This is a genomic window from Streptomyces sp. NPDC054883 (assembly GCF_053610645.1).
The window spans coordinates 31,472-52,670 of sequence record NZ_JBSGYT010000047.1; the positions used below are offsets into that span (position 1 = coordinate 31,472).

At 72.7% G+C, this 21,199-nt stretch carries 22 protein-coding genes and 1 pseudogene; 18 read left to right on the top strand and 5 right to left on the bottom strand.

Features of this window, described 5'->3' with window-relative positions; translation table 11 throughout:
* Positions 1-22 precede the first annotated feature (22 nt).
* The 12 genes from ACWGH1_RS27885 (at position 23) to ACWGH1_RS27940 (ending at position 11,833) form a co-directional block, all read left to right on the top strand.
* On the top strand, positions 23-946 hold the full coding sequence (locus ACWGH1_RS27885; protein WP_453355645.1) for an ABC transporter permease: 924 nt from the start codon (positions 23-25) through the stop codon (positions 944-946).
* Positions 939-1,940, top strand: a complete 1,002-nt coding sequence (locus ACWGH1_RS27890) for an ABC transporter permease (RefSeq protein WP_453355646.1) — start codon at positions 939-941, stop codon at positions 1,938-1,940. The genes ACWGH1_RS27885 and ACWGH1_RS27890 overlap by 8 nt, the downstream gene beginning before the upstream one ends.
* Before the next feature lie 13 nt (positions 1,941-1,953).
* Positions 1,954-2,937 carry an ABC transporter ATP-binding protein gene (locus tag ACWGH1_RS27895; protein ID WP_453355647.1) on the top strand — a complete coding sequence of 328 codons (984 nt, stop codon included), beginning with the start codon at positions 1,954-1,956 and terminating at the stop codon, positions 2,935-2,937.
* A complete protein-coding gene (locus ACWGH1_RS27900; RefSeq protein ID WP_453355648.1) occupies positions 2,930-4,027 on the top strand; it encodes an ABC transporter ATP-binding protein in 1,098 nt (365 codons plus the stop codon). Before ACWGH1_RS27895 ends, ACWGH1_RS27900 begins: the two co-directional genes overlap by 8 nt.
* 336 nt (positions 4,028-4,363) lie before the next feature.
* Positions 4,364-4,558, top strand: a complete 195-nt coding sequence (locus tag ACWGH1_RS27905; RefSeq protein ID WP_136213899.1) for a hypothetical protein — start codon at positions 4,364-4,366, stop codon at positions 4,556-4,558.
* Between the two features lie 23 nt (positions 4,559-4,581).
* Positions 4,582-5,487 carry an N-acetyl-1-D-myo-inositol-2-amino-2-deoxy-alpha-D-glucopyranoside deacetylase gene (gene mshB, locus ACWGH1_RS27910; protein WP_453357460.1) on the top strand — a complete coding sequence of 302 codons (906 nt, stop codon included), beginning with the start codon at positions 4,582-4,584 and terminating at the stop codon, positions 5,485-5,487.
* Positions 5,484-5,867 (top strand): DUF6113 family protein, encoded by a 384-nt coding sequence (locus ACWGH1_RS27915; protein WP_453357461.1) that lies wholly within the window; start codon positions 5,484-5,486, stop codon positions 5,865-5,867. The genes mshB and ACWGH1_RS27915 overlap by 4 nt, the downstream gene beginning before the upstream one ends.
* A gap of 204 nt (positions 5,868-6,071) precedes the next feature.
* The gene (locus tag ACWGH1_RS27920) at positions 6,072-8,141 is read left to right on the top strand and encodes a hypothetical protein (protein WP_453409103.1); all 2,070 of its coding nucleotides are present in this window, start codon (positions 6,072-6,074) and stop codon (positions 8,139-8,141) included.
* Between the two features lie 176 nt (positions 8,142-8,317).
* Positions 8,318-9,277 (top strand): ABC transporter ATP-binding protein, encoded by a 960-nt coding sequence (locus tag ACWGH1_RS27925; protein WP_453357131.1) that lies wholly within the window; start codon positions 8,318-8,320, stop codon positions 9,275-9,277.
* On the top strand, positions 9,274-10,026 hold the full coding sequence (locus tag ACWGH1_RS27930; protein ID WP_453357132.1) for an ABC transporter permease: 753 nt from the start codon (positions 9,274-9,276) through the stop codon (positions 10,024-10,026). Before ACWGH1_RS27925 ends, ACWGH1_RS27930 begins: the two co-directional genes overlap by 4 nt.
* Positions 10,027-10,100: 74 nt before the next feature.
* A complete protein-coding gene (locus ACWGH1_RS27935) occupies positions 10,101-11,219 on the top strand; it encodes a sensor histidine kinase (RefSeq protein ID WP_453409107.1) in 1,119 nt (372 codons plus the stop codon).
* Positions 11,216-11,833 carry a response regulator gene (locus ACWGH1_RS27940; protein ID WP_453356221.1) on the top strand — a complete coding sequence of 206 codons (618 nt, stop codon included), beginning with the start codon at positions 11,216-11,218 and terminating at the stop codon, positions 11,831-11,833. The genes ACWGH1_RS27935 and ACWGH1_RS27940 overlap by 4 nt, the downstream gene beginning before the upstream one ends.
* Positions 11,834-12,064: 231 nt before the next feature.
* Here the strand turns inward: ACWGH1_RS27940 and ACWGH1_RS27945 are convergent, their stop codons facing one another.
* Positions 12,065-12,856, bottom strand: a complete 792-nt coding sequence (locus ACWGH1_RS27945) for a transglutaminase-like domain-containing protein (RefSeq protein WP_453356220.1) — start codon at positions 12,854-12,856, stop codon at positions 12,065-12,067.
* On the bottom strand, positions 12,853-13,836 hold the full coding sequence (locus ACWGH1_RS27950) for a GNAT family N-acetyltransferase (RefSeq protein WP_453356219.1): 984 nt from the start codon (positions 13,834-13,836) through the stop codon (positions 12,853-12,855). The genes ACWGH1_RS27945 and ACWGH1_RS27950 overlap by 4 nt, the downstream gene beginning before the upstream one ends.
* Before the next feature lie 117 nt (positions 13,837-13,953).
* Between ACWGH1_RS27950 and fdxA the strand changes: the two genes are divergently transcribed.
* Positions 13,954-14,280 (top strand): ferredoxin, encoded by a 327-nt coding sequence (fdxA, locus tag ACWGH1_RS27955; protein ID WP_356739959.1) that lies wholly within the window; start codon positions 13,954-13,956, stop codon positions 14,278-14,280.
* A 178-nt stretch (positions 14,281-14,458) separates the two neighbouring features.
* Positions 14,459-15,556: a succinyldiaminopimelate transaminase gene (dapC, locus tag ACWGH1_RS27960; protein WP_453356218.1), complete on the top strand. Its 1,098-nt coding sequence runs from the start codon at positions 14,459-14,461 to the stop codon at positions 15,554-15,556.
* 99 nt (positions 15,557-15,655) lie between these two features.
* Here the strand turns inward: dapC and ACWGH1_RS27965 are convergent, their stop codons facing one another.
* On the bottom strand, positions 15,656-16,036 hold the full coding sequence (locus tag ACWGH1_RS27965; RefSeq protein ID WP_453355688.1) for an ATP-binding protein: 381 nt from the start codon (positions 16,034-16,036) through the stop codon (positions 15,656-15,658).
* Between the two features lie 253 nt (positions 16,037-16,289).
* On the bottom strand, positions 16,290-17,249 hold the full coding sequence (locus tag ACWGH1_RS27970) for a hypothetical protein (protein ID WP_453355687.1): 960 nt from the start codon (positions 17,247-17,249) through the stop codon (positions 16,290-16,292).
* 98 nt (positions 17,250-17,347) lie between these two features.
* Between ACWGH1_RS27970 and dapE the strand changes: the two genes are divergently transcribed.
* Together dapE and ACWGH1_RS27980 are read left to right on the top strand one after the other, a co-directional pair.
* Positions 17,348-18,427 (top strand): succinyl-diaminopimelate desuccinylase, encoded by a 1,080-nt coding sequence (gene dapE, locus ACWGH1_RS27975; RefSeq protein ID WP_453355686.1) that lies wholly within the window; start codon positions 17,348-17,350, stop codon positions 18,425-18,427.
* Between the two features lie 64 nt (positions 18,428-18,491).
* Positions 18,492-19,250: pseudogene (locus ACWGH1_RS27980) on the top strand (LOG family protein); the annotation flags it as partial.
* A 103-nt stretch (positions 19,251-19,353) separates the two neighbouring features.
* Here ACWGH1_RS27980 and folP read toward each other — a convergent pair.
* Positions 19,354-20,214 (bottom strand): dihydropteroate synthase, encoded by an 861-nt coding sequence (folP, locus tag ACWGH1_RS27985; protein WP_453355685.1) that lies wholly within the window; start codon positions 20,212-20,214, stop codon positions 19,354-19,356.
* An 82-nt stretch (positions 20,215-20,296) separates the two neighbouring features.
* Here folP and ACWGH1_RS27990 point away from each other — a divergent pair, with 82 nt between their 5' ends.
* Both ACWGH1_RS27990 and ACWGH1_RS27995 read left to right on the top strand, forming a co-directional pair.
* Positions 20,297-20,620, top strand: coding sequence for a DivIVA domain-containing protein (locus ACWGH1_RS27990; RefSeq protein ID WP_453355684.1), 324 nt, complete (start codon positions 20,297-20,299; stop codon positions 20,618-20,620).
* Positions 20,617-21,198 carry a DNA-3-methyladenine glycosylase I gene (locus tag ACWGH1_RS27995; RefSeq protein ID WP_453355683.1) on the top strand — a complete coding sequence of 194 codons (582 nt, stop codon included), beginning with the start codon at positions 20,617-20,619 and terminating at the stop codon, positions 21,196-21,198. Before ACWGH1_RS27990 ends, ACWGH1_RS27995 begins: the two co-directional genes overlap by 4 nt.
* The last annotated feature ends 1 nt before the right edge of the window (position 21,199 follow it).

Genomic DNA, 21,199 nt, shown 5'->3' on the forward strand with positions numbered 1-21,199 from the left:
CGGATCGATCCTGGAGCAGTCCATGGGACGTTATGTGATCCGGCGGCTGCTCCAGATGATCCCGGTGTTCATCGGCAGCACGTTCCTGATCTTCTTCATGGTGTACGCGCTCGGTGACCCCGTCGCGGCCCTCTTCGGCGACAAGGCGCCCGACCCCGCGACCGCCGCCCGCATCCGCAAGGACCTCTACCTGGACCAGCCCCTGTGGAAGCAGTACCTCCACTACATGGGGCAGATCTTCCAGGGCGACTTCGGCACCGCCTTCAACGGCCAGAGCGTCACCGACCTGATGGCCACCGCCTTCCCCGTCACCCTGCGCCTGACCATCGTCGCCATCGTCATCGAGGTCATCGTCGGGATCACCCTCGGCGTGGTCAGCGGACTGCGCCGCGGCAAGTCCGTCGACACCAGCCTGCTGGTGCTCACGCTGATCGTGATCTCGGTACCCACCTTCGTGACGGGCTACCTCCTCCAGTACCTCTTCGGCGTCAAATGGGGCTGGGTGCGGCCCACCGTCTCCCCGGACGCCCCCTTCAACGAGCTGATCCTGCCCGGCATCGTCCTCGCGCTCGTCTCCCTCGCCTACGTCACCCGGCTCTCGCGCACCTCCATCGCCGAGAACGTCAAGGCCGACTACGTCCGCACCGCCACCGCCAAGGGCCTCCCGCGCAGGCGCGTCGTCACCCGGCACCTGCTGCGCAACTCGCTCATCCCGGTCGTCACCTTCATCGGCACGGACATCGGCGCCCTGATGGGCGGCGCCATCGTCACCGAGCGGATCTTCAACATCCACGGCGTCGGCTACCAGCTGTACCAGGGCATCCTGCGCAACAACTCCCCGACGGTGGTCGGCTTCGTGACGATCCTCGTCATCGTCTTCCTGCTGGCCAACCTGCTCGTCGACCTGCTGTACGCGGTCCTGGACCCGAGGATCCGCTATGCCTGAGCGTGACGAGCCCGCCTACGACCCGCTGCAGCCAGGAGAGGGAGAGGCCATCGCACCCACCGGCCAGGGCGGCCCCATGGACCTCGCGCTGGACGAGGCGGAAAGCCTGGAGAAGGTACTGGGCGACGAGCCGACGGGCCCGGCCGAAAAGGCCCGTTCGCTGTGGTCCGACGCCTGGCACCAGCTGCGCCGCAACCCCGTCTTCATCGTCTCCTCGCTGCTGATCCTCTTCCTCGTCGTCATCGCGATCTGGCCGCAGCTCATCGCCAGTGGCGACCCGCTGCACTGCGACCTGTCCAAGTCGCAGCAGGGCTCCTCACCGGGGCACCCCTTCGGCTACGACACCCAGGGCTGCGACGTGTACACGCGCACCGTCTACGGGGCCCGCGCCTCCATCACCGTCGGCGTCTGCGCGACCCTCGGCGCCACCCTGCTCGGCTCGGCGCTCGGCGGACTGGCCGGGTTCTTCGGCGGCTGGGGCGATTCCCTGCTTTCCCGGACCGCCGACATCTTCTTCGGCATCCCGGTCGTGCTCGGCGGACTGGTCTTCCTGTCCGTCGTCACCAGCACCACCGTGTGGCCGGTCGTCGGATTCATCGTGCTGCTCGGCTGGCCCCAGCTCGCCCGCATCGCCCGCGGCTCGGTGATCACCGCGAAGCAGAACGACTACGTCCAGGCCGCCCGCGCCCTCGGCGCCGGCAACACGCGGATGCTGCTGCGGCACGTCGCGCCCAACGCCGTCGCCCCCGTCATCGTCGTCGCCACCATCGCCCTGGGCACCTACATCGCCCTGGAGGCCACCCTGTCGTTCCTCGGGGTGGGCCTGCGGCCGCCGACCGTCTCCTGGGGCATCGACATCTCCAACGCCGCCTCGCAGATCCGCAACGCCCCGCACATGCTGCTGTACCCGGCGGGCGCGCTGAGCCTGACCGTGCTGGCGTTCATCATGCTCGGCGACGCGGTGCGCGACGCCCTCGACCCCAAGCTGCGCTGAGGAGCCCCTGTCCATGCTGCTCGAAGTGCGGGACCTGCACGTGGAGTTCAAGACCCGCGAGGGGGTCGCGAAGGCGGTGAACGGCGTCGACTACTCGGTGGACGCGGGCGAAACCCTCGCCGTGCTCGGCGAGTCCGGCTCCGGCAAATCGGTGACCGCCCAGGCCGTGATGGGGATCCTCGACATGCCGCCTGGCCGGATCGCGGGCGGCGAGATCCTGTTCCAGGGCGAAGACCTGCTCAAGATGCGGGAGGAGGAGCGGCGCAGGATCCGCGGGGCCGGGATGGCCATGATCTTCCAGGACGCCCTCTCCTCCCTGAACCCCGTACTGAGCGTCGGCGCCCAGCTCGGCGAGATGTACGAGGTCCACCGCGGCCTGTCCCGCAAGGCCGCGCGGGCCAAGGCGGTCGAGCTGATGGACCGGGTGAAGATCCCGGCGGCCAGGCAGCGGGTGGGGGACTACCCGCACCAGTTCTCCGGCGGCATGCGCCAGCGCATCATGATCGCCATGGCGCTGGCCCTGGAACCCGCGCTGATCATCGCCGACGAGCCCACCACGGCCCTGGACGTCACGGTCCAGGCCCAGGTCATGGACCTGCTCGCGGAGCTCCAGCGCGAACTGAACATGGGGCTCATCCTGATCACCCACGACCTCGGCGTCGTCGCCGACGTGGCCGACAAGATCGCCGTCATGTACGCCGGCCGGATCGTCGAGGCGGCCCCCGTGCACGAGATCTACGCCGCCCCCGCGCACCCGTACACCCGTGGCCTGCTGGACTCCATTCCGCGGCTGGACCAGAAGGGCCAGGAGCTCTACGCGATCAAGGGGCTGCCGCCCAACCTGCTGCACATCCCGCCCGGCTGCGCGTTCAACCCGCGCTGCCCGATGGCGCAGCCCGTCTGCCGGACCGACGTCCCGCCGCTGTACGAGGTGACCGAGTCGCCCGTGCCGCGCACCACCGCCTGCCACTTCTGGAAGGAGTGCCTGCATGCCTGAGCCGATCCTGGAGGCGAAGGGGCTGGTCAAGCACTACCCGCTGACCCAGGGCATCGTCTTCAAGCGGCAGATCGGAGCGGTCCGGGCGGTGGACGGGGTCTCCTTCGGCCTCGGGGCGGGCGAGACCCTCGGCATCGTCGGCGAGTCGGGCTGCGGCAAGTCGACCGTCGCCAAGATGCTGGTCAACCTGGAGCGGCCGACGGCCGGGACGATCTCGTACAAGGGCGAGGACATCACCAGGCTGTCGGGCAAGGCCCTCAAGGCCGTCCGCCGCAACATCCAGATGGTGTTCCAGGACCCGTACACCTCGCTGAACCCGCGGATGACGGTCGGCGACATCATCGGCGAGCCGTACGAGATCCACCCCGAGGTGGCGCCGAAGGGCGACCGGCGGCGCAAGGTCCGGGAACTGCTGGACGTCGTGGGTCTGAACCCGGAGTACATCAACCGGTACCCGCACCAGTTCTCCGGCGGCCAGCGCCAGCGCATCGGCATCGCCCGCGGACTGGCCCTGCGGCCCGAGGTCATCGTCGCGGACGAGCCGGTCTCGGCGCTGGACGTCTCGGTCCAGGCGCAGGTCGTCAACCTGCTGGCGCGCCTCCAGGACGAGTTCAGCCTCTCCTACGTGTTCATCGCGCACGACCTGTCGATCGTCCGGCACATCTCCGACCGGGTCGGCGTGATGTACCTGGGCCGCATCGCCGAGATCGGCACCGACACCGAGATCTACGAGCACCCCACACATCCGTACACCCAGGCCCTGCTTTCGGCCGTGCCCGTGCCGGACCCGCGCGCCCGGGCACTGCGGGAGCGGATCATCCTGGCCGGCGACGTCCCGTCCCCCGCCAACCCGCCGTCGGGGTGCCGCTTCCGCACCCGCTGCTGGAAGGCGCAGGAGCGGTGCGCGGTGGAGGTGCCGCCGCTGGCCGTACCGGAGTGGTTCCCGTCCGGGCCGCGGGCCCATCCGTCGGCCTGTCACTTCGCGGCGGAGAAGCAGGTGGTGCCGGTGACGGCCCCGCCACCGGGTCCGCCGCCGGCCGCGCCGCCGACGGGGCTCACCAAGGAGGAGGGACCACCGGGGGGCCGATGATTTCCGGCCACCCCCGCGCGTAAGTCCGAATATCTCTCCGGTACACGCAACTGGCGTTTACTTCGTGGCAACTTGGCGGTATCTGCCCCGAGATATCCGCCGGGCAGCCTGGTGCGTGTGCGGCCGTGCGGGTGCCGTCGGCCGGCCGGGCAGGCGTACAGCCTTCCCGGCCGGCCTCCCCGTGCCCCTCCACGTGCGCGGCGTGCGCCCCTCGTGCTGCCGGAATTCGATCGATGCGCTGGTACGGATAGTTATGATCCGTAGCGCACGGTGGGTATGACTCCGCCGAGCACGAGTACGCGTACCGATGTCCGCTCGACGTGGAGGTGAAACGCCGTGGCACTCTCGATCTCGGCCGTGGTGCTGCTGGCGATCGTCGTCTTCCTGCTGGTGCGGAAGTCGGGGCTGAAGGCGGGACACGCCTTCGTCTGTGTGCTCCTCGGCTTCTACCTGGCGAGTTCGACGATCGCGCCCACCCTCAGCCAGCTGACGTCGAACGTGGCGAGCATGATCAGTGGCCTCAAGCTGTAGGGCCCAGCTCGTAGGCTGACCCCATGAACGGTCTTCCCGCCCGTCGTCTGCTCCTCGTGCACGCGCACCCGGACGACGAGTCGATCAACAACGGCGTCACCATGGCCAAGTACGCGGCCGAGGGCGCCCACGTCGCGCTGGTCACCTGCACGCTCGGCGAGGAGGGCGAGGTGATCCCGCCCGCCCTCGCCCACCTGGCGCCCGACCGCGACGACACCCTCGGCGCGCACCGCGTCGGCGAGCTCGCCGCCGCCATGAAGGAACTGGGCGTCACCGACCACCGTTTCCTCGGCGGCCCCGGCCGCTTCCGCGACTCCGGGATGATGGGGGCCGAGCAGAACCGCCGGCCCGGGGCCTTCTGGTCCGCCGGCGTGGACGAGGCCGCCGCGCACCTCGTGGAAGTGATCCGGGAGCTGCGGCCGCAGGTGCTGGTCACCTACGACCCCGACGGCGGCTACGGCCACCCCGACCACATCCAGGCGCACCGGGTCGCCACCCGCGCCGCCGAACTCGCGGCGGAGCCCACGTACCGCCGTGACCTCGGCGACCCGCACGAGATCCGCAAGGTCTACTGGAACCGGGTGCCGCGCTCGGTGGTCGACGAGGGTTTCGCGCGGCTGCGCGCGGCAGGGGGGGCCGTGCCCTTCCCGGGCGTCGCGACCCCGCAGGACGTGCCGGGCGTCGTCCCGGACGAGCGGATCACCGCCGAGATCGGTGACGAGGACGGCCGGGAGACCTTCGCGCGGGCCAAGGCCGCCGCGATGCGGGCGCACGTCACCCAGGTGGCCGTGGACGGCCCCTTCTTCGCCCTCTCGAACGACCTGGCCCAGCCGCTCTTCGCCCGCGAGTACTACGAACTCGTCGCGGGCGAGCCGGGCGCCCCGGCGGGCGAGCGGGAGCACGACCTGTTCGCGGGGGTGACGGCATGACCGGGACGCCGGGCGCCGGGCGGATCGCCGCCCTGCTGGGCCTGCTCGTCGCCGGGGCGGTGACGGGCGCGGCCGGATGGCTCGTCGTCGACCTCTGGTTCCCGGGCGGACTGCTGCTGGCGCTGCTCGCCCTCTTCGGGGTCTTCCTCGCCGGCCGGCTCGTGACCGGGAGCGGGATCGGGGTGGGTGCGGCCGCGGGTGGCTGGTTCCTGGCGTACGTGCTGCTCAGCCTGCCGCGCCCCGAAGGGGACTTCCTGCTCGGTTCGTCCGGAATCGGGCTGTACGCATACCTTTTGGGCGGGGTCGTCGTCGCTGTGATCTGCGCCACGATGAAGGGCGCGCCGGACGGGCCGGTTTCGGCCGCGGGGCCGCGGCGCTGACGTGCTGTCGAACTCGGCCGGACTCCGATCGGGGACGGCTTGAGGGGGTTTGACGGTCCGTGCGAGGGTGGGCCCGCGAAGGCCCAAGAGGAATCCCTGATTCCCGACGGACAGTTGCGCGTGCGCGGCGGCCAGTATGGTGGACGGGCCGCCGAGCTGCCCGCGCAAGGTTACGGGCGGCGGAGCCAACCGGGAGAACCTGCTTTGAGCCGTGAAACTGACAGTTCGTCCCCCGGGCCCCAAGGGCACGGTGGAGCCGCCTACCCCTCGGGCACGCCGTATGGAACCGGCCAGTATCCGTCCCCGACTGTGCCACCCGGCCCTGGCGCGGCGACCGCCACGGAGGAGAACCCTGTGACTTCGAAGCCGTCCACGCCCGACTCCGACGGGCCGAAGACCGAGACCACCCTGACGACCCGGATCCGGATCAACATCCCGGGTTCCCGGCCGATCCCGCCCGTCGTCGTGCGCAAGCCGGTGAAGGACGGCGAAGGCTCCGCCGACTCGCGGCCCGGCGCGCCCGGGGAGGCGGCCGGGCAGGCGCCCGCTCCGGCGCCCGCGCCGCCCGCTCGTCCGCAGGCCGGGGCCGCCCCGCAGGCACCGCCCGCGCCGCTGCCCACGCGGAACCCCGCCGCCTCCCAGGCCGGTCGCGGGCCGGCCCAGGGCGGCCCGGACGAGGCGTCCAGCAACTGGTTCGCGCCGCGCAAGGCCCCCGCGACGCCGCCGGCGGGCGTGCGGACCGATTCAGGTCCCGCGCAGGGCGGTCCCGCGCCGGCCGGTCCCGCGCAGGGCGCGGGCTACGGCTCGGTCCCGGGTGCCGGGCCGGGCGGGTCCGCCGTACCCGGGGCGCCCCTCGGCGGCGGCGCACCGGGCCCGCAGGGCCCCGGCGCCGGTTACGGCGCCGACCGGCCGTTCCCGCCGGGGCCGCCCGCCCCGTCCGGTCCGGGCGGCGGACCGGCCCAGGGGTACCCGGAGTTCGACAACGGTCCCTCCACCGAGGCGTTCCCCGCGTACGGCGATCCCGCCGGGCCGGCCGCGCCCGCCGGGCCGACCGGTGGTCCCGCGCTGGGCACCGCCCCCGTACGCGCCGACGACGCGCCGCGCTGGCCCGGCCCGGAGGCCCCGCCGGCCGGCGGGCCGCGGCCCGCGGTCCCCGGCGCGCAGTTCCCGGGTGGTCCCGGCCCGCTGCCCGGCGCGCAGTTCCCCGGCGGCCCCGGCCCGCTGCCCGGCGGTCCGTCCGCAGGCGGCCCCGGACCCGGGCCGGTCGTGCCGACGGCGGCCCCGCAGCCGCCGAAGCAGACCCGGCCGGCCCCCAAGGCCCCCGCCAAGCCCGCCAAGAAGCGCTCCAAGCTCGTCGTCATCGGCGGCGGCCTCATCGCCCTGCTCGGCGTGGCCTACTGCGCCGGGCTGCTCCTGAACCACTCCGACGTCCCCAAGGGCACCACCGTCCTCGGCGTCGACATCAGCGGCGGCCGCGACGAGGCCGTCACCAAGCTCCAGGACCGCTTCGGCACCCGCGCCGCCGCCCCGCTCCAGTTCACGATCGGCGGCAAGCAGGTCGAGCTGAAGCCCGACAAGGCCGGGCTGACCCTCGACACCCAGACCACCGTCCGCAACGCCACGGGCAGCGACTACAACCCCGTCACCGTCATCGGCTCCCTCCTCGGCCAGGAGCGCAAGGCCGAAGCGGTGATGCCCGTGGACGAGGAGAAGCTGCGCGTCGCCCTCCAGCAACTGGCGGGCAGCGCGGGCACGGCGACCGAGGGCACGATCAAGTTCGACACGGGCAAGGCAGTCGCCGTTCCGGGACAGGCCGGCACCAGCCTGGACGTGGACGGCTCCGTCGACCCGGTGATCAAGGCGTTCCGCGACGCGGTCGCCACCGGCAAGCCCATCCCCGTCGAACTGCCCACCGCCAACCGGGAACCGGCCGTCAACCAGGCCGAACTGGACCGCGCGATGAAGGAGTTCGCGGAACCCGCGATGTCCGGCATCGCCACCGTCAAGGCGGGCACCAAGTCCATCGCGTTCGGCGCCAAGACCCTGCCCAAGATCCTCAGCATGCAGGTCGTCGACGGGCACCTCGTCGAGAAGTACGACCTCGAAGCGTTGAAGGCGGCGTACAGCGACACCTTCGACGGGATCCAGATCACCCGGGGCACCGGCGCGAAGACCGCCGTCACCCCGCAGGACGTCGCGGGCGCCCTCGGCAAGGCCCTGCGCGGCAAGACGCCCGCCGAGCGGACCGCGGTCATCGACACCAACCCGAGCTGATCACCCACTGCCGAAACCGCAGGCCGGAGCCCCGGCCGGCCCCCTCGCACGAGCGGGCCGGCCGGGGCTCCGGCCCGTTCCGGCACGCCGTCATGCCCACCGGATGACAACTGTCATGCGGCAGTCACGACGCGCGACACTGCCGCGGACCCCGCGCCACGGGCGAATCTTGAGCCATGAAGACGACGACCGCGACGCAAACAGCCGCCGCCCCGGGCTCAGGAGCCGCCACCGGTTCCGTGGTGAGCTTCCAGAACGTGACCAAGAACTACGGCGCCGTCCGCGCGGTCGACGGCCTCTCCCTCGACCTGCACCCGGGCGAGACCGTCGCGCTCCTCGGCCCCAACGGCGCCGGCAAGTCCTCCACCCTCGACCTCCTGCTCGGGCTGCGCCCCGCCGACTCCGGGTCCGTCCGGCTCTTCGGGACCACGCCGCGCGAGGCGATAGCGGCCGGCCGGGTCGGGGCCATGCTCCAGACCGGCGGACTGATGGAGGAAGTGACCGTACGCGAGATAGTCGCCCTCACCTGCGCGCTGCACCCCCGCCCGTACCCGGTCGAAGAGGTGCTCGGCCGCGCCGGGATCGCCGACATCGCGGGCCGGCTCGTCAACAAGCTCTCCGGTGGCCAGGAGCAGCGCGTCCGCTTCGCCCTCGCCACCGCCGGCGACAACGAGCTGATCGTCCTGGACGAACCGACGACCGGCATGGACGTCACCTCCCGCCAGGCCTTCTGGGCCACGATGCGGGAGCAGGCCGCCCGGGGCCGTACGGTCCTGTTCGCCACGCACTACCTGGAGGAGGCGGACGCGATAGCCGACCGCGTCCTGGTCCTCAGCAAGGGCCGGCTCCTCGCCGACGGCACCGCCGCCGAGATCAAGGCGAAGGCCGGCGCCCGCCGGATCGCCTTCGACCTCGCGGACGACCAGGTGGACGAGCAGGCGCTGCGCGCCCTGCCGCACCTCACCGGCTACGAGCGGCACGGGGACACCGTGAAGCTCCAGTCGCGCGACGCCGACGCGACCGTGCACGCCGTCTACGCCCTGGGGCTCTACCCCCGGAACCTGGAAGTCGCCGGGCTGGGCCTGGAACAGGCCTTCATCGCCCTCACCGAGGCCGAGGAGGCCAACGCATCATGACCACCGGAACGATCAAGCTCATCAAGCTCGAAATCAGCCGCGCCCTGCGCAACAAGAAGTACCTGTTCTTCACCGTCCTCTATCCGGCGGCGCTGTTCCTGATGCTCGGCGGCACCCTGAACGGCACGACCAAGGTCATGGGCACCGAACTGACCATGCCCGCTTTCTACATGGTCGCCATGGCCTCCTTCGGAGCCCTGACGGCCGTCCTGATGGGCAACAGCGAGCGCATAGCCAAGGAGCGTGAGGCGGGCTGGGTCCGTCAGCTGCGTCTGACCGCCCTGCCGGGCCGCGGCTACGTCCTCGCCAAGACCGCCAGCGCCGGCGTGCTGTCCCTGCCCGCCATCCTCGTCGTCTTCGCGGTGGCCGCCCTGGTCAAGGGCGTACGGTTCGATGCCTGGCAGTGGCTCGCCCTGACGGGCTCCATCTGGGCGGGCAGCCTCGTCTTCGCCGCCCTCGGCGTGGCCATCGGCTACCTGGCCAGCGGGGACACCGTCCGTCCCATCACCATGCTGTTCTACTTCGGCCTCTCCATCCTCGGCGGCCTGTGGATGCCCACGGCGAACTTCCCGCAGTGGCTGCGCGACATCTGCGAGTGGCTGCCGACCCACGCCTACGCGGGCCTCGGCCAGGCGATAGAACTGGGTGGCGCGCCCCACATGAAGGACGTGGCGATCCTCGCGGTCTACTTCGTACTGTTCACTGGTGCCGCCGCCTGGCTGTACCGCAAGGACTCTCTGAAGGCGTGAGGACGGAAGTGACCAGCACGACCAGGGCGGTTGACGACAGCCTGACGGGGGTGCCCGGCGGCCCGAGGATCGGCATGCGGCCCCAGACCCGCCGCCACAAGATCGTGAAGGCGATGTGGATCAGCCTGTGGCTGTTCTACCTCAGCGCCCCCGTGGCCGACCTGGTCAGTGGCGGACACAGTACGCAGGCCCGGGTGCTCGGCGGCCTGGGCCTCGCGGTCTTCGTCGCCTGGTACCTGGCCCTGGTGTTCCGCACCGCCCGGGAGAGCGAGTTGCGCTGGCTGCTGATCTCCGTCGCGGTGCTCTCCGCGCAGGCGGCGGTCCTCTCCCTCAGCCTGGGCCGCGAATGGCTGGTCCTCTTCGTCTACGTCTCCATCTCCTCCGGCGCCGCGCTGCCGGGGGAGATCTCCCGCTGGACGGTACCGGCCGCGACCGCGCTGCTGACGGCGACGGCCCTGGCGGTGCCCGGCGGTGACGCGTACCTGGCGGGCCTGCTGATCCCGGCCGTGATGGGCGGCTTCGCGATGGTCGGCATCCGCGCGATGATCCGTACCACTGTGGAACTGCGCGAGGCCCGGGCGACGGTGGCGCAGCTCGCCGCCAACGAAGAACGGCTGCGGATGGCCCGGGACCTGCACGACCTGCTCGGGCACTCGCTGTCGCTGATCACGCTCAAGAGTGAACTGGCGGGCCGGATGCTGCCGGACCGGCCGGAGCTCGCCGCCCAGCAAGTGGCGGACATCGAGCAGGTCAGCCGGCAGGCGCTGGTCGACGTACGCGAAGCGGTGAGCGGCTACCGGCGGCCGACCCTGCCGGGCGAACTGGCCGGTGCGCGCACCGCCCTGACCGCGGCGGGCGTGCTCGCCGACCTGCCCGCGGAGGTCCCGGAGGACCTCCCGCAGGAGATCGAGTCGGCGCTGGCGTGGTCGCTGCGCGAGGCGGTGACGAACGCGGTGCGGCACAGCGGCGCCAAACGCTGCACGGTCAGCCTGGACACCCGCCAGACCCTGGCCGGACAGTTCGTCGAACTGGCCGTCTTCGACGACGGCGCGGGCGGCACGGCGGTCCACGGCAACGGCCTCACCGGCCTGACGGAGCGCCTGCACGCGGTGGGCGGCACCCTGGAGGCGGCCCCGGTGGGCCGGACCGGCTTCCGGCTGCTGGCCCGCGTCCCCCTAGGATCATCATCATGACGTCACGGCCCATCCGGATCCTCCTCGCCGAGGACCAGTCCATGGTCCGGGAGGCCCTGGCCGCGCTGCTCGGCCTGGAGCCGGACATCGAGGTGCTGGCCCAAGTCGCCCGCGGGGACGAGGTACTGGCGGCGGCCCGCGCGCACGACGTGAACGTGGCGCTGCTCGACATCGAGATGCCGGGCATGACGGGCATCGAGGCGGCCGCGGCCCTGCGGGACGCCCTGCCGGCCCTGCGGATCGTCATCCTGACCACCTTCGGCCGTCCCGGCTACCTCCGCGGGGCGATGGAGGCGGGGGCGTCGGCGTTCCTCGTGAAGGACGCCCCGGCCGCACAATTGGCGGACGCGGTGCGCAAGGTCCTCACCGGGGAGCGCGTCATCGACCCGACGCTGGCGGCGGCAGCGCTGGCCGAGGGGGCGAACCCGCTGACCGACCGGGAACGGGAGGTGCTGCGCGCGGCGGAATTCGGCGCGACCAACGCGGAACTCGCGGCCCGGCTGCACCTGTCCCAGGGCACCGTCCGCAACTACCTCTCGATGGCGATCCAGAAACTGGCCGCCCGCAACCGCGCCGAAGCCGTCCGTGTGGCCCGCGAAAAGGGCTGGCTCTAGGTTCTGTCGTCACAGCCCCGCCGGGGGCGATCCCGGCACGCGGGCATCCCAGCGCCGGGGGCGATCCCGGCACGCCGGAAAGTCCCAGCCTCGCCGGCGTTTGAGGCGCGGGGTGTGGGGCGGAGCCCCACGAGGCCCGGCGCAGCCGGGGGCGCTTGCGCGGCGGCGGCGCGGACGAAGCTTCTCCCGGGCCCGGTCCCGGTCCCGGCCGCGACTCGCCCGCTGGGCGGGTCAGTTCAGCAGGGCGCGGGCCGAGAGGGCTTCCGCGCGGACGCGGGCCGCGGCCGCCCGGTCCACCGCGTCGACCACCTCCGCGTACGCGTCCAGCTCCGCCGCGCCCGACACGAACTCGCCCCGCTCCACCAGCACCCGCGCCCGCTCGTACCGCAGCGACGCCGGGTGCGAGGGCAGGAGCAGCGACAGGTCCAGCGCCCACAGCGCGACCCCGGACTGCTCCGGCCGGGTAGCGGCCCATGCCCGGATGTTGTTCAGGATCCGCAGCACGGTGTCCAGCGTGCGGGCCGGGGTGCGCGGTCCGGTCGCCAGCTCCGCCGGGCCCGCCCCGAGCGAGGCGCCCCCCGCGAAGGGGTCGACCACGATCCCCTCCTGCGGATCCCCGAAGCCGACCACGAAGTGCCCGGGCAGCCCCAGCCCGTACACCGGCGCACCCGCGCGCCGCGCCACCTCCAGCCAGACCACGGACAGCAGGATCGGCAGGCCGCGGCGGCGCCGCAGCACCTCGTGCAGCAGCGAGGACGAGAGCCGGTCGTAGTCCGCCGGAGTGCCGTGAAAACCGAGCCGTCCTCCCAGCAGTTCCGTCACCGCCGAAGCCCACGCCGGCCCGCCGCGCAGCCCGAACGGCAGCATCCCCGCCAGCCGGTCCAGCTCGATCTGCGCCCAGTCCATGGCCCGCTCGTCCAGCTCCGGATCCGCCTCCGTCGCCAGCAGCAGGCACAGCAGCGCCAGGTCCGGCCGCTCCGAGCGGGCCTCGGCCGCGAACCGGGCCCGCCAGTCGGGGCTCACGCCGCCGCCCGGAAGTGGTGGTAGGAGTGGTGCGTCGCGAAGCCCATCCCGTCGTACAGGGCCCGGGCGCCCGGATTTCCGGCCTCCACCTGGAGCCAGGCCGCCGAGGCGCCCTCTTCCAGGGCCCGCCGGGCCAGAGCCGTCATCACCGCCGTCGCGAGCCCCCGGCGCCGCTCACCGGGGTCGACCTCGACCGCCGCGAACCCGGCCCAGCGGCCGTCCACCACCATGCGCCCGATCGCCTGGCCGGGCAGCGTCGCGAACCACACGGAAGGGCCCGTGACCAGCACCTTCCGGGCCACCTCGGGGTCCTTGACCCGCCCGTACCGCCCGAGCCACTCCGCGTCGGGCGTGCGGGTCAGCCTTACCCGGGACGCCGCGGCGGCCGCCACGTCCCCGACCGGGGCGAGCGCCGCGATCCGGACCTCCGCCGAGACCTCGTTCACCCAGCCCCGCCGCTCCAGCTCCGTGCACAGCCGCTCCTGGGTACCGAGCGCGCCGGTAGCGGCCTGCACGTACGCCGGAAGGCGACGTTCCGCGTACCAGGAGGTCACTCGCGCGAGTGCTTCGTCCAGCGGTACGCCGGGGTCCCCCAGCGGCAGCACCGAGTTGGCCCGCCGGGTGAATCCCGCGGCCGCCCGCAGCCTCCACTCGCCCAGCGGCTCGTCCTCCAGCGGCTGCCAGGCCCGCGCGGCGACCCGGGCCAGCTCCTCGAAAGACGCTGTAGGCCCCTTGCGCCGGGCGGGCGCCGGAGGGACGATCTTGCCTGCTACCAGCGTCGATTCCGCGATGTGGACGGACAGCCCGTCCTTGCGTGTGATCGTGAGCACACCCTCGGTCCAGGATGTGAGAACCCCGACCGTGTCCGTGAACGAGGGGCGCCCGCTCAGGTCCGCCTCCACCCGTCGTACAGAAACCCGTTTACCCACGTCAGCCGGGGTAATACGGATCTCCAGCAGTCCACCGGCAGTGATTTCCACAGCTCTGTCCGCCCCTCCTGTTCGGATCGTGCCCGGGAACGGAGATACTAGGCGTGGGCATCGACGACGCCGCGCTCCCGCGCGATATGGAAAGCCCTACCGAGGAGGAACGAGAGCGTGACCTACGTCATCGCGGAGCCTTGTGTCGACGTCAAGGACAAGGCATGCATCGAAGAGTGCCCCGTCGACTGCATCTACGAGGGCCAGCGGTCCTTGTACATCCACCCGGACGAATGCGTCGACTGTGGTGCGTGTGAGCCGGTCTGCCCGGTCGAAGCCATCTTCTACGAGGACGACACCCCGGAGGAGTGGAAGGACTACTACAAGGCGAACGTCGAGTTCTTCGACGATCTCGGTTCGCCCGGTGGCGCCTCCAAGCTCGGCCTGATCGAGCGGGACCACCCCTTCATCGCCGCGCTGCCGCCGATGGGCGAGGGCCACTGACGGCCGTCGCCCCGGCGCAGTGTGCCTCGGTCCCGTACGGCCCCGTGCCGCGCGGGACCGAGCCGTTTCCGAGGCGTACTCCGAGGCGTTTTCCCGGGGCCCGCTCGTCCGCCGAGCAGCGGCGAGCAGGCCGGTAGCAGCCGGCAGCACCAGTAGCGAGCAGAGAGCAGAGAGCACCGTGGCCGCAGTATCCGCACGTCTTCCCGCCTTCCCGTGGGACAAGCTGGAGCCGTACAAGGCGACGGCGGCCGCCCACGCCGACGGCATCGTCGACCTGTCGGTCGGTACGCCCGTCGACCCGGTGCCGCAGCTGATCCGCAGCGCCCTCGTCGCCGCCGCCGACTCCCCGGGCTACCCGACGGTGTGGGGCACGGCCGCCCTGCGCGACGCGATCACGGGCTGGCTGCGCGGGCGCCTCGGCGCGAGCGCCGCGGGGCACCGCAACGTCCTGCCGGTGGTCGGCTCCAAGGAGCTGGTGGCCTGGCTGCCGACCCAGCTGGGTCTGGGCGCGGGCGACAAGGTCGCCTACCCCCGCCTCGCCTACCCCACGTACGAGGTCGGCGCCCGGCTGTGCGGAGCCGAGCCGGTGGTCTACGACGACCCGACCGAGCTCGACCCGGCGGGCGTCAAGCTGCTGTGGCTCAACTCCCCCTCCAACCCCACCGGGCGGGTCCTGCCCAAGGACGAGCTGATCCGGATCGTGGCCTGGGCGCGCGAGCACGGCATCCTGCTCTTCAGCGACGAGTGCTACCTGGAGCTGGGCTGGGAGGCGGAGCCGGTCTCGGTCCTGCACGACGAGGTGTGCGGGGGCTCCTACGAGGGCCTCGTCGCCGTCCACTCGCTCTCCAAGCGGTCCAACCTGGCGGGCTACCGGGCGGCGTTCATCGCCGGTGACGCGGACGTGCTCGGCGAGCTGCTGGAGATCCGCAAGCACGGCGGCATGATGACCCCGGCGCCGGTGCAGGCCGCGGTCGTCGCCGCTCTGGGCGACGATGCGCACGTGGAGGAGCAGCGCGGCCGTTACGCCGCCCGCCGCGAGGCGCTGCGCGGGGCGCTTGAGGCGCACGGCTTCCGCATCGAGCACAGCGAGGCCAGCCTGTACCTGTGGGTGACCCGGGACGAGCCCTGCTGGCAGACGGTGGCCCACCTCGCGGAGCTGGGCATCCTGGTCGCACCGGGCGACTTCTACGGCGAGGCGGGGGCGAACTTCGTCCGCGTCGCCTTCACCGCCACGGACGAGCGGGTCGCGGCCGCTGTCAAGCGGCTCGGCGCGTAGGCCCGGGCCGGGCCGGGCCGCTCCGGTCCGTCTGGTCCGGCACAGCCCGAGGGGCCGGGAGTGCGCACTCCCGGCCCCTCGGCTTCCCGCGGCGGCGGGTCAGTGGCCGAGACCGCCCAGCGGCACGGCGTTCAGCGGCAGCTCCGGCGCGGCGGGCAGGCCGGAGGTGGGCAGGCCCGCGGTGGGCAGCTCCGACGTCGGCAGGCCCGAGGTCGGCAGGCCGGCCAGCAGCGGTCCGGCCGCCTCGGTCAGCTGCGCCGGGGCGGCCTTCGCCGCGGTGTCCGTGGCCGTGGCGGCGGTGTCACCGGCGGCGCTGCCCACGGTGCTGGCGGCGGCGTCCGGAGAGGTGAGCGCGCCCAGCTGCGGCACGGACTCCAGGCCCGCGGCGCTGGCCGCGCCGGCCGCACCGACCACGGGAGCTGTCCCGGCTGCGAGCAACAGCGCGGCACGGGCGATCCGACGGGTCAGGGGGAGGGACATGATGCTCCTAAGCGGTAGCGGCTGAGTACGCCGGTACAACCGCTCCCGGGGCGGGCGAAGTTGCGGACCCGCCGGGTAAAGGATTGGTAACGCATCGTTTAATCGGGTTCCGCGACAACCGCACCGGACGGGCGCCGACCAGGCATTCCGCCCCCTCTGCGCCCCCGGGCGCCCCCGCGCCGGTGACCCCCGGGCGGGGGACGGGCCGCACACCCGAGCGGTATCCGGGCCCGGGGGCGGTTCACAGCGGGGATCAGCGGTGCACGAAGATCCGTACCTCGTCCGCCTGAGCGGTGTGGGCCTGCGGTGCGCCGGACCGGCCGGTCGCGGCGCGCTCTTCCTGCCACGCGCCGTCCGCCGCGCCCGCCGTCCAGCCCCGGGAGGCGTACGACACGCGGGCGATCCCCAGCTCGCGGGAGTGCGCCACCGCCCAGTACGCCACCACCCGCGCGCGCCGGAACGCCGCGTCGGCGGGTCCCTGCGGCTGCCCGACGGTGACCTCCGCCTCCGGGGCGCCGGCGCCCTCCTTCGCGGGGGCGGCGGCAGCCGCGTCCACCCGCACCTGCTTGCCGAAGATCCGCACCAGCTCCGCCCGCACCTGATCCGGCCGGCCGGGCTCGGTTGGCGCCGGCCCGCCACAGACCACGGAGCCGCCGCCAGCGAAGGCCGCCGTCAGGACGGTCGCGTTCGGCTCGTGCTTCGCGTACGCCTGCGGGAAACCGCTGAGCTGCACCTCCTGCGCCGCCTCGGTCAGCGGCAGCCGCGCCCAGCCCCGTACCTCCAGCAGCCGGTCGTAGAAGATCCCCGCCGCGTACACCGGGTCGCGGATCTCCTGCGGGGTGCCCCACCCCTGCGAGGGACGCTGCTGGAACAGCCCGAGCGAGTCCCGGTCGCCGTGGTCGAGGTTGCGCAGCCCCGACTCCTGCATGGCGGTGGCCAGCGCGATGGTGACCGCCCGGTCCGGCACGCCCTTGGCGACGCCGACCGCGGCTATCGTCGCCGCGTTCCCGGCCTGCTCCGGCGACATCTCGTACGGCCGGCCCGCACCGCTCTGGCCGCCGGGCGCCTCGGCCGTGCAGTGCGGGGCGCCGCCCCCGCCGTTGGACTCGAACTGCACGACGAGGTAACCGCCGAGCGCGAGCAGAACGAGCAGACCGGCGATCTTGAGCAGCGGTCGGCGACGGCGCGGGCTGGAGTGATCGGTGGGGGACACCCGGCCCACCGTACTTGAGCTGTGTGCCGGGTCCCGCGGACGCGTCCACCGGGCGGACCGGCAGGGCCTCGCCACGGCCCGGGCGTTAGGGTCGGCTCATGTCCCCATCCGAGCTGGACCTCACCCTGGACGCTGCCGAGCTGACCGCCCGGCTCGTCGACATCCCTTCCGTGAGCGGCGACGAGAAGGTCCTCGCCGACCTCGTGGAGCACGCGCTGCGCGGTCTGCCGCACCTGACGGTCGACCGCTTCGGGAACAACGTGGTCGCCCGCACGAACCTCGGCCGCGCCGAGCGCGTCGTGCTCGCCGGCCACCTCGACACGGTCCCGATCGCCGACAACGTGCCCTCCCGCCTGGACGAGAACGACGTCCTGTGGGGTTGTGGCACCACGGACATGAAGTCCGGCGTCGCCGTGCAGCTGCGGATCGCGGCGACCGTGCCCGAGCCCAACCGGGACCTCACCTTCGTGTTCTACGACCAGGAGGAGGTCGCCGCCGACCTCAACGGCCTGGGCAAGGTCGCCGAGGCCCACCCCGACTGGCTGAAGGGCGACTTCGCGGTCCTGCTGGAGCCGTCGAACGCCGAGGTCGAGGGCGGCTGCCAGGGCACCCTGCGGGTACTGCTCCGCACGGCCGGCGAGCGCGCGCACTCCGCGCGCAGCTGGATGGGCTCCAACGCCATCCACGGCGCCGCCCCGATCCTGGCGCGGCTCGCGGCGTACGAGGCCCGCAGGCCGGTCATCGACGGCCTGGAGTACCACGAGGGCCTCAACGCGGTCCGGATCGAGGGCGGCGTCGCCAACAACGTCATTCCCGACTCCTGCACGGTGACGGTCAACTTCCGCTACGCCCCGGACCGGAGCGGGGAAGAGGCGCTCGCGCACGTGAAGGAGGTCTTCGCGGGCTGCGACATCGCCGAGTTCGTGGTCGACGACTTCTCCGGCGGCGCCCTCCCCGGCCTGTCACACCCGGCGGCCGCGGCGTTCATGGAGGCGGTCGGCGGCCGGGCCATGCCGAAGTTCGGCTGGACCGACGTGGCCCGCTTCAGCGCGCTGGGCGTCCCGGCGGTCAACTACGGCCCGGGCGACGCGCTGCTGGCGCACAAGGTCGACGAGCGGGTCGAGACGAAGGCGATCCTGCACTGCGAGGAGCGACTCCGCGCCTGGCTGACCTCCTGAATTCCGCTCGTCGTCACCTTCGTGCGCCTAACCTGACTGAACGATCAGCAGGAGGGAGCACATCATGGGCAACCACCGCAATCCCGAGGGGTTCGCTCGTCGGCCCGAGGAGCAGCAGCTCGGGCCGGTGCTGCGCAGGAGGAGCCAGGTGCAGGCGGGCAGTACGACGGACCAGCGGCTGCTCGACTCCGCCGGGCCCTCCGAGTGGGTGCACACCGATCCCTGGCGGGTCCTGCGCATCCAGTCGGAGTTCATCGAGGGGTTCGGCACGCTGGCGGAGCTGCCGCCGGCGATCAGCGTGTTCGGATCGGCCCGTACCCCGGAGGGCTCGCCGGAGTACGAGGCGGGCGTACGGATCGGGCACGCGCTCGTCGACGCCGGCTTCGCCGTCATCACCGGCGGCGGCCCGGGCGCGATGGAGGCGGCCAACAAGGGCGCCCGGGAGGCCAACGGGATCTCCGTCGGCCTGGGCATCGAGCTGCCCTTCGAGCAGGGGCTGAACCAGCACGTCGACCTCGGGCTGAACTTCCGGTACTTCTTCGTCCGCAAGACGATGTTCGTGAAGTACAGCCAGGGCTTCGTGGTGCTGCCCGGCGGGCTCGGCACGCTGGACGAGATGTTCGAGGCGCTGACGCTGGTCCAGACCCAGAAGATCACCCGCTTCCCGATCGTGCTCTTCGGCACGGAGTACTGGGGCGGCCTGGTCGACTGGCTGCGGAACACCGTCGTCGCGCAGGGCAAGGCGTCAGAGTACGACCTGTGCCTCTTCCACGTGACGGACGACGTGGACGAGGCCGTGACGCTGGTCAGCAAGGAAGTCGGCGAGGGCACGAACGAACGCGCCGCCCGCGCCGCCACCGAGGAGGCGGCCCGGGAGACCGGCGACTAGCCGGCCGCCCCGGGGCCGCTCTTCGCGGGCTGCCCGGTCAGGCGAGTCCCCGGCGGGCGACCGCCGGGGGCCGGTGGCCCCGGATGGACGCGACCATGTCGAGGACCTGCCGGGTCTCGGCGACCTCGTGCACCCGGTAGACCTGCGCGCCGAGCCAGGCCGAGACGGCGGTGGTGGCGAGCGTGCCGAGGAGACGTTCCTTCACCGGCTTGTCGAGGGTCTCGCCGACGAAGTCCTTGTTGGACAGCGACACCAGCACCGGCCAGCCCGTGTCCGTCATCTCGCCGAGCCGCCGGGTGGCCTCCAGGGAGTGGCGGGTGTTCTTCCCGAAGTCGTGGCCCGGGTCGATCATGACGGCGTCGCGGCGCACCCCGAGCGCGACGGCCCGCTCGGCCAGGCCCACCGTGACCCGCAGGACGTCCGCCATCACGTCCTCGTACGCGGTCCGGTGCGGCCGGGTCCGCGGCTCGACGCCGCCCGCGTGGGTGCAGACCAGCCCGGCGCCGTAACGGGCCGCGACTTCCGCCAGCTTGGGGTCGACCCCGCCCCACGCGTCGTTCAGGACGTCGGCGCCGGCCTCGCACACCGCTTCGCCGACCTCGTGCCGCCAGGTGTCCACGCTGATCACCACGTCCGGGTGGCGGCGGCGCACCTCGGCCACGAAGCCGACCGTACGGCGGGCCTCCTCGGCCGCGTCGACGTGTTCGCCGGGGCCCGCCTTGACCCCGCCGATGTCGATGATCGCCGCACCCTCGGCCACCGCCTGCTCGACCCGGTCCAGCGCGGGCTCGTCGTGGAACGTCGCGCCCTGGTCGTAGAAGGAGTCCGGGGTCCGGTTCACGATGGCCATGATCACCGGCTCGTGGGTGTCGAACTCGCGCGTGCCCAGTCGCAGCATCCTGCTCTTTCCTCCTTCGGCGGCCCTCGCGCCTCGCCTGCGACCTTAACCTGGTGGCCGGAGTCTCTCAGGGGAGTTGATCGTGTTCTGGTTCTTGCTGATCGCGCTGGTCGTGGTCGTGGCCGCGGTCACCCTCGCGGTGGTCGGCGGAGGTTCGGAGGCCGTACTGCCCGAGGCGGAGCCGGACCGGGTGGCCGACTCGCTGCCGGAGACCCGGCCGGTGGTACGGGCGGACGTCGACGCCCTGCGGCTGCCGGTCGCTCCGCGCGGCTACCGGATGGCCGAGGTGGACGACGTGCTGGACCGGCTGGCGGCCGAACTGGCCGAGCGGGACGCGCGCATCGCGGAACTGACCGCCGCCGCCTCCGCGCACGGCCGCGTCGACCTCACCAAAGAGGACCGGTGAGCGGCGCCCCGGCGGTGGCCGGCCCGGACGGGATCCTGCGCTGCCCTTGGGCGCTCTCGGCGCCCGAGTACATCGCCTACCACGACACGGAGTGGGGCCGCCCCGTCCACGGCGACGACGCGCTGTACGAGCGGCTGTGCCTGGAGGCGTTCCAGTCCGGACTGTCCTGGATCACGATCCTGCGGCGGCGCGAGGGCTTCCGCAAGGCCTTCGCGGACTTCGCCATCGCGGAGGTCGCGCGGTTCGACGAGAGCGACGCGGAGCGGCTGATGCTGGACGCGGGCATCATCCGCAACCGGATGAAGATCGAGGCGACGCTGGCGAACGCCAAGGTGCTCGCGCGGTGGGAGCCGGGCGAGCTGGAGGCGTTGATCTGGTCGCACGCCCCCGAGCCGGGCAAGGCCCCGAAGACCCTCGCTGACGTCCCGGCGGTGACGCCGGAGTCCACGGCGCTGGCCAAGGCGCTCAAGAAGGCCGGCATCCGCTTCGTCGGCCCGACGACGGCCTACGCGCTGATGCAGGCCTGCGGCCTGGTCGACGACCACCTCGCGGCCTGCGGCTTCCGGCACCGGACCTGAG